Origin of the sequence: Curtobacterium sp. MCPF17_018 (genome assembly GCF_003234135.1) — a bacterium.
In the GTDB taxonomy this organism is placed as follows: Bacteria; Actinomycetota; Actinomycetes; order Actinomycetales; family Microbacteriaceae; genus Curtobacterium; species Curtobacterium flaccumfaciens.
The window spans coordinates 21185-34807 of the sequence record NZ_QKSJ01000015.1 but is presented as its reverse complement, the minus strand read 5'-3'; the positions used below and the strand labels follow the sequence as shown (position 1 = coordinate 34807).

Genomic DNA, 13623 nt, shown 5'->3' with positions numbered 1-13623 from the left:
GTAGGGTGGGGACGTGACGAGGACGACGGACGGCTCAGCAGGGGACGCGGACCACCGGCAGCACCGCCGGCCCGAACCCGCGTTCGCCCGCGCGGTCGCGAAGGCCCTCGGAGACGCCCGGACCGTGCTCGACATCGGTGCCGGTGCCGGTGCCGGTTCGTACGCGCCGACCGACCGCGACGTGACCACCGCGGAGCCCGCCGCGGACCTGCCCTTCGCCGACGACACCTTCGACGCCGCGATGACGACCTTCTCGCTGCACGAGTGGGACGACCTCGAGCGCTGGCTCGCCGAGGTGCGTCGGGTGACCCGGGGCACGATCGTGGTCCTGACGTTCGACCCCGACCGCATCGAGCGCTCCTGGCTCGCCGAGTACGCGCCCGAGGTGCTGGTGGCCGAGGCCCGTCGCCATCCAGCACTGCCGCGGATGGCCGACGCACTGCGGGACGACACCGTGACGAGCACCGCGTTGCCGATCCCGTTCACGTGCGTCGACGGGTTCGCCGAGGCGTACTACGCCCGCCCCGAGCGACTGCTCGACCCCGGCGTGCGCCAGGCGGACCCGGCGTGGGGCCTGGTCGACGAGTTCACCGTCCGGCGGTCCGTGGCGGCGCTCCGGACCGCGTTGGAGTCGGGGGAGTGGGACCGGCGGCACGGGTCGTTGCGGATCCGCCCGACCTACGAGGGCTCGGTCGTCCTGGTCACGGCGACGCCGAACCGAACCGTCCCGGCCGAGCCGGGCCGGGCTTGACACCCGGTCGTAGGCTGTGGGGGTGAGCTTCCAGGAGGTGGTCGGCGCCCGTTTCGCCGGCATCAGGGCGTGAGGCCCTCGGTCGTGCCCTCGGGTGCGGCCGCCCTCGTCGAACCCTGACCTCCTCCGCCCGGTGCGGTGTGCGTCCGCACGCCCCGGGCCCGCACGAAAGCGAACACCCATGCTCCCCATCGTGGAGAAGACCCTCCGCACGTCCTTCGTCAACGCCTCACGGAAAGAGGTGTCCGACCTCACGCTGCCCGCCGACTTCGAGACGCTCGACTGGGACGCGCTCGACTACCTCGGCTGGCGCGACCCGAAGATCGGGCGGCGTGCCTACGCCGTCGTGCCGACCCTGGACGGTGAACTGATCGGCATCCTGTTCCGGCAGGCCGAGGCCTCGCCCCGCTCCCGTGCCCAGTGCTCGTGGTGCCAGGACGTCAAGCTGCCGAACGACGTCGTGTTCTACAGCGCGAAACGGTCCGGGCCGGCCGGACGAAACGGCAACACCGTCGGCACCCTGGTGTGCCAGGACTTCCAGTGCTCGCGGAACGTCCGGAAGCTGCCGCCGCCCGCCTACGAGGGCTACGACGTCGAGGCAGCGCGCCTCCGGCGCATCGAGGACCTGCAGGTCCGGGCCGCGTCCTTCGCCGCCGAGGTCTGAGACGCCGGCGTCCTCGGGAGACGCCGCCGAGTCAGCGAGACGCCGCCGGATTCGGGGGCGTCTCGCGCTGACGCCGGCGTCTCGCGTCCGCAAACGCGACTGACGACGGACTGGAGGCCCGTGACGGATCCGCCACGGGCCTCCAGGTCGTCAGGTGGTCGCGTCTACCGACCGATGGTCGACATGTCGGGGTAGCGGTCACCGGTCGGGACCGGCAGCGCCGACAGGCGCGACAGCTGGTCCGCCGTGAGGGTCAGATCGGCTGCGCCGACGTTCTCCTCGAGGCGGGAGACCCGCTTCGTGCCGGGGATCGGGACGATGTCGTCGCCCTGGGCCAGCAGCCAGGCGAGCGACACCTGCGCCGGGGTGGCCCCGGCCTCGGTCGCGATCTCCTTGACCGCGTCGACGATGCGCATGTTCTGCTCGAACGCCTCCTGCTGGAAGCGCGGGTTCGCCAGGCGGAAGTCGTCGGAGTCCAGGTCGGACGGCTTCGTGATGGCACCCGTCAGGAACCCGCGGCCGAGCGGCGAGTACGGCACCAGGCCGATGCCGAGCTCGCGCAGGGTGTCGAGCACGTCGCCCTCGGGGTCCCGCGTCCACAGCGAGTACTCGCTCTGCAGCGCGGTGATCGGGTGGACGGCGTGGGCCTTCCGGATCGTCGCGGCGCTCGCCTCGGAGAGGCCGATGTGCCGGATCTTGCCCTCCTGCACGAAGCCGGCGAGCTGGCCGATGACGTCCTCGATCGGGACGGCCGGGTCGACGCGGTGCTGGTAGTAGAGGTCGATGTGGTCGGTGCCGAGGCGACGGAGGGAGCCTTCGAGGGCCTCGCGCACCGACTCGGGCTTGCTGGAGATCCCGCGCTGCTGCGTCGGCGTCTCCTCACCGGCCTCGTGGTGGTACAGGCCGAACTTGGTCGCGATGACGACGTCGTCGCGACGGCCCTCGAGCGCACGGCGCAGGAGTTCCTCGTTCGTGTAGGGGCCGTACGCCTCGGCGGTGTCGAACAGGGTGACGCCGAGGTCGATCGCGCGGTGGATGGTGCGGATCGACTCGTCGTCGTCGGTGCCGGCGCCCGTGTAGAAGGCGCTCATGCCCATGGTTCCGAGGCCGATCGGTCCGACCTCGAGGTCTGCGAGCTTGCGTGTCTGCATGCTGCAGGTCTACTCCCGGTCCCCCGGGGCGGCGGGAGGCACTGTCGGTACCCGCCTCCGCACCACTACGCTGCGAGGGACGGGGCAGGCGCCCCGGGCTCGGGGGAGTGTCGTGGTCGTCATCTGGATCGTCGTCGCCGTGGTCGTCGTGCTCGGCGCCCTGCTCGTCGTGCTCGAGGTGCAGAACCGCCGTCGGCGGCGGGCGCTCTCGGACCTCGAGGACTTCTCCGACCCTACGGCGGGATCACGTGCCGTGGCCGACGCCGACGCCGCGCGCTCGACGGCCGAAGGCGTGTCGAAGGCAGCGCACCCCGGCGGCAGCGGTGTGGGCGGCATGTTCCCGGGCTGACGAACCGTCTCGACTCGTTGTCGGGACCAGCCGTTCTGGTCCGACGAACGCCCTCGGGCTTCGTGAGGTTCCTCCAAGGTGCTCGCACGAGCGCTCCGCACACTGGTGTGATCGTCCCGTGAACCTGTACTTCCGACTGCTCCTGCTGCAGCTGCGCACCCGTCTGCGCGCTCGGGTCGGTGGACGCCGCCGGGCGCCGCTCTGGGACGAGGTGCGGACGCCGTTCCGGGTGGTCCCGACCGACCTGGACCCGCTGCGCCACGTCAACAACGGCAAGTACCTGTCGATGCTCGACCTCGGTCGGCTCGACCTGATGCTCCGTTCCGGCTACTGGGCCGCGCTGGCCGAGCACGGCTGGTACCCCGTCGTCTCGGCGCAGACGATCACGTACAAGCGTTCGCTGACGCTCGGGCAGCGGTTCGAGCTCCGGACCCACGTGCTCGGGGTCGACGACCGTGCCGTGTACCTGGAGCAGACGTTCGTGCGACAGGGTGCCGTGATGGCCCGCGCCGTGGTGCAGGCCCGGTTCCTGCGGCGTTCCGGCGGGACGGTGCCGACCGCGGACCTGCTCGAGGCGGCGGGTGGCGCGGACCGCGACCTGACCGTGCCCGGCTGGGTGCACGACTGGGCGAGTGCGACCCGGATCAGCAGCGGCGCGGCGTAGACAGGTCCGGTGACCGAACCAGCAGGCTCCCACCGGACGACCTCCACCTCACGCCGCGCGCTCATCGCCGGCGGAGTCGGTCTCGGTGTCGCCGGCATCCTCGCCGCCTGCAGCAGGCCGGGACCCGAGCCCAGCCGGTCACCGAGCGCCGCCGCGACGCGCTCGCAGACCCCGGGCCCTGCACCGAGTGACTCCCCGGACCGCGGCCCGGACTCGTGGGATGCGCTGACCGCCGCGGTGTCCGGCACCGTGCTCCGGTCCGGTGCGGCGGGGTGGGACGACGCCCGTGTGCTCGAGAACCCGCGCTTCGACGACGCCGACCCGCGAGGGATCCTGCGGGCGGCGGACACCGCGGACGTGCAGGCCGGCCTCGCCTTCGCCCGGACCACCTCGACGCCGGTGGCGCTCCGGGCCGGCGGGCACTCGTACACGGGGTGGTCGGCCGGCGGGGCGCCCGGCACCGACGTGCCGCGATCGCTGGTCATCAGCACGCAGGACCTGGACGGCATCGACCTGCACGACGACGGGACCGTCACGATCGGCCCGGGTGCCCGGCTCGGCGACGTGTACGCCGAGCTCGCGAAGGCCGGACGGGCGATCGGCGCCGGTTCGTGCCCGACGGTCGGCATCGGCGGACTGACCCTGGGTGGTGGAGTCGGCGTCCTCGTCCGGTCCTTCGGTCTGACCTGCGACCAGCTCACGGCGGCCACCCTCGTCACCCCGGACGGGGCCGTGCACCGGGTGTCGACGTCCCGCGAACCCGACCTCTTCTGGGCCTGCCGCGGTGGGGGCGGTGGAACCGTCGGCGTCGTGACCGCACTGACGTTCCGGACGCACGCCGCGCCTCCCGTCCTGCTCTTCACGATCACGTTCGCGTGGTCGGCCGCCGCTGCCGTGGTGCGTGCCTGGCAGGACTGGGCGCCGACCGCCGACCGGGAGCTGTGGTCGTCCCTGAAGCTGCTGAACGGCAGTCGGCACACCGCGCCGACCGTCACCGTGACCGGTGTGTGGACGGGGTCGAAGACCGGGGCGGACGCCTCCGTCGACGGGTTCGTCCGGTCGACCGGTGCGAAGCCACTCGCCCACACGGCGGACGAGTTGGCGTACGGGGCAGCGATGTCGGCCCTGGCCGGCAGACCACAGCGGGTGTCCGAGGCGGCGACGTCGTCGATCGGCTCGGCGAAGCTCAGCGACGCTCAGATCGACGTGCTCGTCCGGCAGGCGGCCGCGGCGGGTGATGTGACGGGCAACCTCGAGGGTGGGGTGGCGCTCGACGCGCTCGGCGGCGCCGTGGCGGACGTCGGCGCGGGGGACTCGGCCTTCCCCTGGCGGTCGGCGCTGATGACCGTGCAGTACACGGCGGTGTTCGCGGACGGGGCGGATCCCGCGCCGTTCGATGCGTACGTGCGGGGGTTCCGGAAGGCGATGCGACCGGCGTGGGGCGACGCCGCGTACGCGAACTACTGCGATGCATCGATCACCGACCCGTCCGCGTACTTCGGCGACAACACCACCCGTCTGCACCGCATCGCCGAGCAGGCCGACCCCGCAGGCGTGCTCGCACAGCCGCACTGGGTCTGACGACGGCCCGGGGACGGTGCGCGCGGTCCGGGTTTCGGCCCCAGCGACACTGCACGCGTCCTGCACCCCGTGAACTGTCGCTCAGCGCGGAACCCGACCGGGCCCACGGCCGGCAGCGCCCTACGATGACCGCATGGACATCGTCGACCTGGTGCTGCCGGACGTCGCCGCGTGGCGCGCCTGGCTCGACGACCACGAGCACGAACCCGACGGGGTGTGGCTCGTCCTCGCCAAGAAGGGCGTCACCGAGCCGACGACGCTGACCTACGACACGGCCCTCGACGAGGCGCTCTGCTCCGGTTGGATCGACGGGCAGCGACGCGGGCGCGACGACACCACGTACCGCCAGCGGTTCACCCCGCGCCGGAAGGCCTCGCTGTGGTCGCAGCGGAACCTCGGCCTGGTCGCCGCACTCATCGCCGACGGGCGGATGCGGGAGCGCGGGCACGCCGAGATCGAGCGCGCGAAGGGTGACGGCCGGTGGGACCGCGCCTACGCCGGATCGGCCACGGCCACGGTGCCCGAGGACCTGCAGGCCGCCCTCGATGCCGCCCCCGCAGCCGCCGCGCTGTTCGCCGAGCTCGACGCCACGAACCGGTACGCCGTACTGCACCGCATCACCACCGCCCCGAACGCCACGGTGCGGACGAACCGGCTCACCAAGCTCGTCGGCGGACTCGAACGCGGCGAGACCCCGTACCCGCGGCCCACTCGTCCGTAGCCCTGCGAACGCGGAGAGCGGTCGGGGGACACCGACTCAGGGACCGGCAACGCACCGGGCGTAGACCGGGGACATGACCACAGGCACTGACACCACGAACCGTCCGGCTGCGTCCTCCGGCACCTTCCGCATCGGCGGCGACCTCGAGGTCAACCGGCTCGGCTACGGCACCATGCAGCTCACCGGCCCCGGCGTCTGGGGACCGCCGAAGGACCACGACGAGGCGATCCGCGTCCTCAAGCGTGCCGTCGAACTCGGCGTGAACTTCTTCGACACCGCCGACTCGTACGGCCCCTACGTCGCCGAGGAGCTCCTCAAGGAGGCCCTGCACCCCTACGGCGAAGACGTCGTCATCGCCACGAAGGCCGGTCTCACCCGCACCGGCCCGAACGTCTGGCCGCCCGTCGGCCGCCCGGAGTACCTGCGCCAGGAGGCCGAGATGAGCCTCCGCCGCCTGGGCCTCGAGCGCATCGACCTGTTCCAGCTGCACCGCATCGACCCGAAGGTCCCGCTCGAGGACCAGGTCGGCGAGCTGAAGAAGCTGCAGGACGAGGGCAAGATCCGCCACATCGGCCTGTCCGAGGTCTCCGTCGACGAGGTCAAGGCCGCGCAGGAGATCGCCACGATCGTCTCCGTGCAGAACCTCTACAACCTGCAGAAGCGCGACGCCGAGGAGCTGCTCGACTGGTCCGAGCAGCAGGGCATCGGCTTCATCCCGTGGTTCCCCCTGGCGACGGGTGGCCTGACCGGCGAGGACTCGCCGCTCACGGAGATCGCGGAGCGCAAGGGTGCCACCCCGGCGCAGCTCGCGCTCGCCTGGCTGCTCAAGCGCTCCCCGGTGATGCTGCCGATCCCCGGCACGTCGAGCGTCGCGCACCTGGAGGACAACCTCGCGGGTGCGACCGTCGATCTGACCGACGACGAGTTCGAGGAGCTGGCGAAGCTGGGTCACTGACCCCGGGAAGCGACCGCGGGTCGCGAACGCGACGACCGGGCGGACGGGAGGCGCGGTGCCAGCCGGCACCGCGCCTCCCGTCCGTTTCTCCGCCCTGCCCAGATCCGCGCTTGCGCAGGCATACCGCGTACGTGCATACTCAGTATGGCCACGGTGGCCCGAGGCAGGGGAAGTGTCATGAGCGTTCGGATGGGCGTACTCGCGCTGCTGGTGGGGGGACCCGGGTACGGCTACCAGCTGCGGGGGGAGTTCGAGCACCGCACCGGCGGCAGCTGGCCCCTGAACATCGGCCAGGTCTACACGACCCTGGACCGCCTGGAGCGCGACGGCCTGGTCGCCCGCGGTGACGCCGACGGCGACGGACACGTCGTCTACACGGCGACCGACGCGGGTCGCGCAGAGGTGGCGCGCTGGTTCAGCGAGCCCGTGCCGGCCAAGCGCGGTCGCGACGAGCTGGCGATCAAGTTCGCCCTCGCGGTGACCGTGCCCGGGGTCGACGTCGCCCGCCTGGTGCAGGTGCAGCGCGGTGCCGCGATCCGCAACCTGCAGGACCTGACGCGGCTCAAGCGCACGACCGATCCGGCGGCGGAGCTGGCGTGGTCGCTCGTGCTCGAGTCGATGGTGTTCCAGGCCGAGGCCGAGGTGCGGTGGCTCGACCACGTGGAGTCGAGCGTCGCCCGGTACCGGCCGGACGAGCACCCGGCGACGCCTGCCAGTGCCGACGGTGCTGCTGACGCTGACGCCGCTGCTGCGCGGAGCGCACGGTGACCGCCGCACCGCTCCTGCAGCTCGACGCCGTGAGCGTGCACTACGGCTCCGGCGCGAAGGCCGTCACGGCCCTGGCCGGCATCGACCTGCGGGTCGAGCGCGGCGAGATGGTGGCGGTGATGGGCACCTCGGGGTCGGGCAAGTCGACGCTGCTCGCCTGCGCCGGCACCCTGCTGCCGCCGACGAGCGGTGAGGTCCTGATCGACGGCTCCTTCGTGTCCGACCGTCCCGCCAAGGAGCTCGCAGCGCTGCGCCGCCGACTCATCGGGTTCGTGTTCCAGGACTTCAACCTGATCCCCTCGCTGACCGCGGTCGAGAACGTGGCACTGCCGCTCGAGCTCGACGGGTGGAAGGCCTCGCAGGCCCGCCGCGCCGCGGAGCTCGCGCTGGACAACGTCGAGCTGTCGCACCGCGCCGACGCCTACCCGGACGACCTGTCCGGCGGCCAGCAGCAGCGCGTCGCGATCGCCCGCGGCGTGGTCGGGGAGCGTCGACTCGTGCTCGCCGACGAGCCGACCGGAGCCCTCGACTCGCAGACCGGCGAGGTCGTGCTCCGCATGCTCCGTCGGCACGTCGACGCCGGAGCCGGCGCCCTCCTGGTGACCCACGACGCCCGGCACGCGGCCTGGGCGGACCGGATCGTGTTCCTGCGCGACGGTCGGGTGGTCGACGAGACCGTGTACTCGGGCGGCGAGGCGGCGCTGTCGGACCGGACCGCCTCGTGAGCGGGGGTCGGCGTGCCGGGACCGGCCGGACGCCGTTCGCCCTCCGACCGGCGCTCCGTCTGGGGCGTCGGCTGGCGTTCGCGAAAGCGGGCCGCGCGGCACTGATCATCGCGCTCATCGGGATCCCCACCGCCGGGTTCGCCGCCGTCGCCGTCGTGGTGCAGTCGACGCAGGCCACTACCGCCGAGCGGCTCGACTACGACCTCGGCCACGCATCGGCGCAGATGCGGGTCTCCGGCCCGGACCTGCCCGGCATGGTGCAGGACCCGGTGCAGTGGGAGTTCACCGACTCGAAGCGGAACAGCCCCGTCACGGAGTCGGACGACGACTCACCGTTCACGAACGTCCTGGCCCACGTACCCGACGGCGCCCTGTCGATCCCGGTCGGCAGCACGCCCGTCGTGGTGCAGGGTGCGCACGGCCCCGTCGGACTGACCGCCGTGGAGGGCAGTGTCTGGGACCCGTCGCTCGAGGGCCACTGGCACGTGCTCGACGGTTCCGCGCCGACCACGCGCAGTGGCCTCATGGTCACGCCGGCCACGCTCGAGCGCCTCGGGGCGCGGATCGGCGACACGGTGGACCTGACCGACCCGGTCACCAAGCGCTTCACGATCACCGGGACCATGACCGACCTGGGGACGGACCCGGGGTCGCAGGGGGTGTTCCTGCCCTGGGGCACGACGCTCTCGACGACCGACACCACCGACGACGTCGGGCTCACCGACGTCACCGTGTACCTGCCGTCGGACGCCCCGACGTGGTCGGAGATCCGGCAGCTCAACGCGCACGGCATCATCGTGCAGTCGCGTCCGGTCGTGCTCGACCCGCCGGACGCCCGGCTCCCCGGTGGGCAGATGAGCTCGACACTCGGCTGGTACCTCGGGGCGATGGGGTTGCTCGGCGTCTTCGCGATGTTCGAGGTCGCCCTGCTCGCCGGGGCCGCGTTCCTGGTCGGCACCCGTGCGGACACCCGCTCGTACGCCATCGTCACGAGCGTCGGCGGCGACAAGCGGTTCGTCCGCACGATCGTCGCCGGGTCGGGCCTGGTGCTCGGGCTCGTCGGCGCGGTCCTCGGGGTCGCCGCCGGCACCGGGATCGGCGTGCTCGCGTTCCGGCTGATCGACAACGGGAACGTGGTGTCCTTCCCCGGGTTGCACGTGCCGCCGCTCCTGCTGCTGTCGATCGCCGCAGCCGGGGTGCTCGCGGGACTCGTCTCAGCGCTCGTCGCCGCACGGTCGGCCACCCGGATCAACGTGCTCGCGGCACTGCGGGGCTCGCTCCGTCCGGTGCCGGTCAGCCGTCCGGCCCGCCGTCGTCGGCGCCTCTGGGGGCCGCTGCTCGTGGTCCTCGGCGCCGTGATGACGTTGGCCTGCGGTGTCGGGGTGCTCATGCTCAACGACCGTCCGGTGCAGCAGGACCGGTGGGCCTACGTCGTCGGTGCCGGCGTCGCGATCGGGCCGTGCCTGATGCAGCTCGGCATCGCCATCTGCTCACCGTGGCTGCTCGCCCTGGTCACCCGGCTCACCGCCCGCGCGGGGCTGTCCGCACGGCTCGCCGCCCGCGACGCTCGTCGCAACCCGGTCCGCACGGTGCCGGTGCTGGCCAGCGTGATGAGCGTCGTGTTCGTGGCGTCGGTCGTGATCACGTGGAGTGCGTCGAGCCAGGCCCAGTACGTCCGTGGCTACGAGTACTCCACCGCGGTCGGGGTCGCGACGGCCGAGGTGCAGACCGAGACGAAGGACGGCGGGGGCACCGGTCGCCACGACGCAGCGCTGACCGCGCACGCGGCGAAGGTCGTGTCCGGGGTCTTCGACCAGGACCGCATCCGGGTGCTCGGCGTCGCGCAGGAGCAGCCGGGCGACACCCCCTCGACCGTCACGATCCCGCACCGCTGGAGCGCGTACGACTGCCCCGCGAACGACACGACGAGCTGCTCGTACTACCTGGACACGGCGAGCGCGTCGACCCCGCACATCTGGACGGGGACCGTCGACGACTACGCCGTGCTGACCGGGCACCGGCCGTCCGCCGCCGTCCGGAGCGCGCTCGAGGGCGGTCGCGCGGTGTCGCTCTGGCCGGAGTACGCCCACGACGGTGCGGTCCGGATCGACACGTTCCACGACCGCACCTGGGACAGCGAGCCCGTCACCGAGCGGAGCCGACCGGCGGCCAGCGTCTCGATCCCCGCCGTGCTCGACGTGCAGACCCCGCGGATCCAGGTCGGCGTCTTCATGACGAAGGCCACCGCCGAACGGTACGGCGTGCCGGTGGTCGACGGCATGCTCGTCACGACGCTGCCCCACGACATCCAGCCGGCCCAGTGGGACGAGCTGAGCTCGGCGTGGCAGAGCTTCGGCGGCGACGACCGTGCACGGTGGAGCGGCCCGTCGTTCACCTACGAAGCCGGTCCGGTCGACAACGAGGCGATCATCCGGGCGATCGTGCTCGCACTGGCGGCGGCGGTCACCATCGGTGCGACGGCGGTGGCGATCGGACTCGCACGGTCCGACGGCCGGCGGGACGACGAGGTGCTCGACGCCATCGGTGCCGCACCACGCCTGCGCCGAGGGGTGTCGACCTGGCAGGCGGCGATCCTGGCCACGGTCGGCTCGGTGATCGGGACGCTCCTCGGACTCCTGCCGATCCGCGCCCTGACCCTGCGGTTCACCGAGAGTCCGGTCGGGGTGAACCACATGCCGTTCGTGCCGGACTGGCCGGTGCTGGCCCTGCTCGCGGTCGGCCTGCCCCTCGTGGTGACGGCCGGGGCCTGGCTGACCTCGCGGGGTCGGCGGCGGGTGACGGTGCGACGGGCGCACTGACGCGCGCGCTCCGCGAGCAACAGACGGACTGGAGGCCCGTGGCGGCGTCGCCACGGGCCTCCCGTCCGTCACGTGGTGAGCGCCGCGCTCACGCGAGCTCGGGCAGTGCCTCCGCGAAGGTGCGGAAGTCGCCGCGCTCCGTGTGGATCGCCCACAGGCGGTCGGCGATGGACTCCCCGGAGTGCTCGGGCTGCCCGTCGTCGATGCCGAACGGGATGATGAGCTGGCCGACGTGGACGTCCTCGTCGCGGACGGCGTCGTGCAGCAGCTGCGCGTAGGCGCTCTCGGCGGCGAAGGCGACCGAGGTGCCCGTGACACGGGCTCCCGGGCGGACCGCGCTGCCGCCGTTGACGAACAGGATCGTGCCGTGGCCGATCGCGCGCATGCCGGGCAGCACCTGGCGGACGGCGTTGACCGAGCCGTAGACCGAGAACTCGATCGGGCCGACCAGGTCGTCCGCCGTGGTCTCGAGCACCGGGCGCATGTACTCCTTGGCGGGGAGCGGGCTGTACTGCAGCACCTCGATGGGGCCGAGCTGCTCGGTGGCGCGCTCGAGGGCGGTGCGCAGGGAGTCCCCGTCACGGACGTTCGCGGCGAACCCGGCGGCGGTGTGCCCGCGCTCGCGCAGTTCCGCGGCGAGCCCGTCCAGGCGGTCCTGGTTGCGGGAGATCAGGGCGACGGCGAAGCCCTCACGGGCGAAGCGCTCGGCGACGGCGAGGCCGAGGCCCTTGCCGGCCCCGACGATGGCGATGGTGGTCATGCGGTGTACTCCTCGTCGCTCACGTGCTCAAGCCAGGTGGTGGTGGTCGCCGGGTCGTCGGCGCCCTCGAGCATCGCGAGGTGTTCCATGTAGTCGGTGGGGGTCGCGCCGTGCCAGTGTTCCTCGCCGGCCGGCGTGTAGACGGTCTGTCCAGCCTGCACCTCGATCACGCGGCCGTCCCGGGTACCCATCCGTGCGACGCCCTCGGTGACGTGCAGGGTCTGTCCCTTGGCGTGCGAGTGCCAGGCGGTACGGGCGCCGGGCAGGAACCGGACCTTGGCGACGGTCATGGTCTGACCGGGCTCCTTCGGCGAGGCGACGGCGTCGAGCCAGACGTCGCCGGTGAACTGCTCGGGCGGGTTCTTGACGGTCGGCTGCTTCGGTTCGATCTGCATGCCGACGACGGTAGGCCGGTGCGTCTGCGCGCGGGAGGTGCCGCCGGAACCCCTCAGGGGTTTCCCGAACGCAGCGTGTGTGATCGACCCACGACCCCGGGAGGATCATCGTGGACACACCCGCCGGAACGCCCCGCAGCCGCCGCCTCTGGTCGGCGGCCGGCATCGCCGCCGTCGCCGCACTGGCCCTGACCGCCTGCACGAGCGGCGACGGAGCGGACCAGGACGGATCCGACCGGGGCGGATCGCCGACGGCGGGCGCCACCGCACCCGCTGGCCTGTCCGCCGGTCAGGTGGCGCTCGACGGTGACACCACCGACGTGGTCACCGGCCTGGAGGCCCCCTGGTCGGTGGTCCTGACGGGTGACGACGGCGACGCGCTGGTCAGCGAGCGCGACTCGGCCCGGGTGCTCGAGCTGCGGTCCGACGGCACCACCCGCGAGGTCGGCACCGTCGACGGGGTCAGCCACGGCGGCGAGGGCGGCCTGCTCGGGCTCGCACTGCACGACGACGACCTGTTCGTGTACTCCACGACCGACGACGGCAACCGGATCCAGCGGTACGAGCTGACCGGCAGCGCGGGGTCGTGGGGGCTCGGGGACGCCACGACGGTCATCGACGGCCTGCCGAAGAACACGTTCCACGACGGCGGGCGGATCGCGTTCGGCCCGGACGACATGCTGTACGCGAGCGTCGGGGACGCCGGTGCGAGCACGGACGCGCAGGACGAGGACTCGCTCGCGGGCAAGATCCTGCGGCTCACCCCGGACGGCGACGTCCCCGCCGACAACCCGATCGACGGGTCGCCGGTGTGGAGCCTCGGGCACCGCAACGTGCAGGGCATGGGCTGGTCGTCGGACGGCACGATGTTCGCGTCGGAGTTCGGCGAGAACACCCACGACGAGCTCAACGTCATCGAGCCCGGCGCGGACTACGGCTGGCCCGAGGTCGAGGGCACCGGCGGCGAGGACCGGGGCTTCGTCGATCCCGTGCAGCAGTGGTCGACGGACGAGGCGTCCCCGAGCGGCCTCGCCGTCGTCGACGACACCGTCTTCGTCGGCAACCTGCGGGGCGAGGTGCTGCGCGCGATCCCGGCCGACGACCCCGGAACCGCGACCGAGTACTTCGCGGGTGACTTCGGCCGGATCCGAACGGTGGTCGAGGGCCCGTCGGACACCCTCTGGTTCGTCACGAACAACACCGACGGCCGCGGGACACCGTCGAGCGGTGACGACCGGATCGTCTCCGTCCCGTTCACGCGCACGTGAAAGGGGTTCCCGCAGCCCCTCGCTCGCGCCGGACGGGGCGAAGTACCGTGAC

At 72.6% G+C, this 13623-nt stretch carries 14 protein-coding genes; 11 read left to right on the top strand and 3 right to left on the bottom strand.

Annotation, left to right across the window (positions count from 1 at the left end; genetic code table 11):
* The first annotated feature begins 13 nt into the window (after positions 1-13).
* Together DEJ27_RS15285 and DEJ27_RS15280 are read left to right on the top strand one after the other, a co-directional pair.
* The gene (locus DEJ27_RS15285; protein WP_111091347.1) at positions 14-751 is read left to right on the top strand and encodes a methyltransferase domain-containing protein; all 738 of its coding nucleotides are present in this window, start codon (positions 14-16) and stop codon (positions 749-751) included.
* A gap of 181 nt (positions 752-932) precedes the next feature.
* Positions 933-1415 carry an FBP domain-containing protein gene (locus tag DEJ27_RS15280; protein ID WP_111091346.1) on the top strand — a complete coding sequence of 161 codons (483 nt, stop codon included), beginning with the start codon at positions 933-935 and terminating at the stop codon, positions 1413-1415.
* Between the two features lie 164 nt (positions 1416-1579).
* Here the strand turns inward: DEJ27_RS15280 and DEJ27_RS15275 are convergent, their stop codons facing one another.
* Complete coding sequence (locus DEJ27_RS15275; protein WP_111091345.1) at positions 1580-2566, bottom strand: aldo/keto reductase; 987 nt, start codon at positions 2564-2566, stop codon at positions 1580-1582.
* Positions 2567-2678: 112 nt separating this feature from the next.
* Here DEJ27_RS15275 and DEJ27_RS15270 point away from each other — a divergent pair, with 112 nt between their 5' ends.
* The 8 genes from DEJ27_RS15270 to DEJ27_RS15235 all read left to right on the top strand — a co-directional run bounded on the left by DEJ27_RS15270 (position 2679) and on the right by DEJ27_RS15235 (position 11148).
* Positions 2679-2915, top strand: a complete 237-nt coding sequence (locus DEJ27_RS15270; RefSeq protein WP_110859386.1) for a hypothetical protein — start codon at positions 2679-2681, stop codon at positions 2913-2915.
* Between the two features lie 118 nt (positions 2916-3033).
* Positions 3034-3579 (top strand): acyl-CoA thioesterase, encoded by a 546-nt coding sequence (locus DEJ27_RS15265; protein ID WP_111091344.1) that lies wholly within the window; start codon positions 3034-3036, stop codon positions 3577-3579.
* Between the two features lie 9 nt (positions 3580-3588).
* The gene (locus DEJ27_RS15260) at positions 3589-5160 is read left to right on the top strand and encodes an FAD-binding oxidoreductase (RefSeq protein ID WP_111091343.1); all 1572 of its coding nucleotides are present in this window, start codon (positions 3589-3591) and stop codon (positions 5158-5160) included.
* 133 nt (positions 5161-5293) lie between these two features.
* The gene (locus DEJ27_RS15255) at positions 5294-5881 is read left to right on the top strand and encodes a YdeI family protein (protein ID WP_110859383.1); all 588 of its coding nucleotides are present in this window, start codon (positions 5294-5296) and stop codon (positions 5879-5881) included.
* Positions 5882-5954: 73 nt separating this feature from the next.
* Positions 5955-6836 (top strand): aldo/keto reductase, encoded by an 882-nt coding sequence (locus DEJ27_RS15250; RefSeq protein WP_111091342.1) that lies wholly within the window; start codon positions 5955-5957, stop codon positions 6834-6836.
* A 177-nt stretch (positions 6837-7013) separates the two neighbouring features.
* On the top strand, positions 7014-7604 hold the full coding sequence (locus DEJ27_RS15245) for a PadR family transcriptional regulator (RefSeq protein ID WP_258370040.1): 591 nt from the start codon (positions 7014-7016) through the stop codon (positions 7602-7604).
* Positions 7601-8329 carry an ABC transporter ATP-binding protein gene (locus tag DEJ27_RS15240; RefSeq protein WP_111091341.1) on the top strand — a complete coding sequence of 243 codons (729 nt, stop codon included), beginning with the start codon at positions 7601-7603 and terminating at the stop codon, positions 8327-8329. Before DEJ27_RS15245 ends, DEJ27_RS15240 begins: the two co-directional genes overlap by 4 nt.
* Complete coding sequence (locus DEJ27_RS15235) at positions 8326-11148, top strand: ABC transporter permease (RefSeq protein ID WP_111091340.1); 2823 nt, start codon at positions 8326-8328, stop codon at positions 11146-11148. The genes DEJ27_RS15240 and DEJ27_RS15235 overlap by 4 nt, the downstream gene beginning before the upstream one ends.
* Before the next feature lie 88 nt (positions 11149-11236).
* On the opposite strand, the gene DEJ27_RS15230 is transcribed toward DEJ27_RS15235, so the two are convergent.
* Together DEJ27_RS15230 and DEJ27_RS15225 are read right to left on the bottom strand one after the other, a co-directional pair.
* Complete coding sequence (locus tag DEJ27_RS15230; protein WP_111091339.1) at positions 11237-11908, bottom strand: SDR family oxidoreductase; 672 nt, start codon at positions 11906-11908, stop codon at positions 11237-11239.
* The gene (locus DEJ27_RS15225) at positions 11905-12303 is read right to left on the bottom strand and encodes a cupin domain-containing protein (protein ID WP_111091338.1); all 399 of its coding nucleotides are present in this window, start codon (positions 12301-12303) and stop codon (positions 11905-11907) included. The genes DEJ27_RS15230 and DEJ27_RS15225 overlap by 4 nt, the downstream gene beginning before the upstream one ends.
* 110 nt (positions 12304-12413) lie before the next feature.
* Between DEJ27_RS15225 and DEJ27_RS15220 the strand changes: the two genes are divergently transcribed.
* Positions 12414-13571, top strand: coding sequence for a sorbosone dehydrogenase family protein (locus DEJ27_RS15220; protein ID WP_111091337.1), 1158 nt, complete (start codon positions 12414-12416; stop codon positions 13569-13571).
* The last annotated feature ends 52 nt before the right edge of the window (positions 13572-13623 follow it).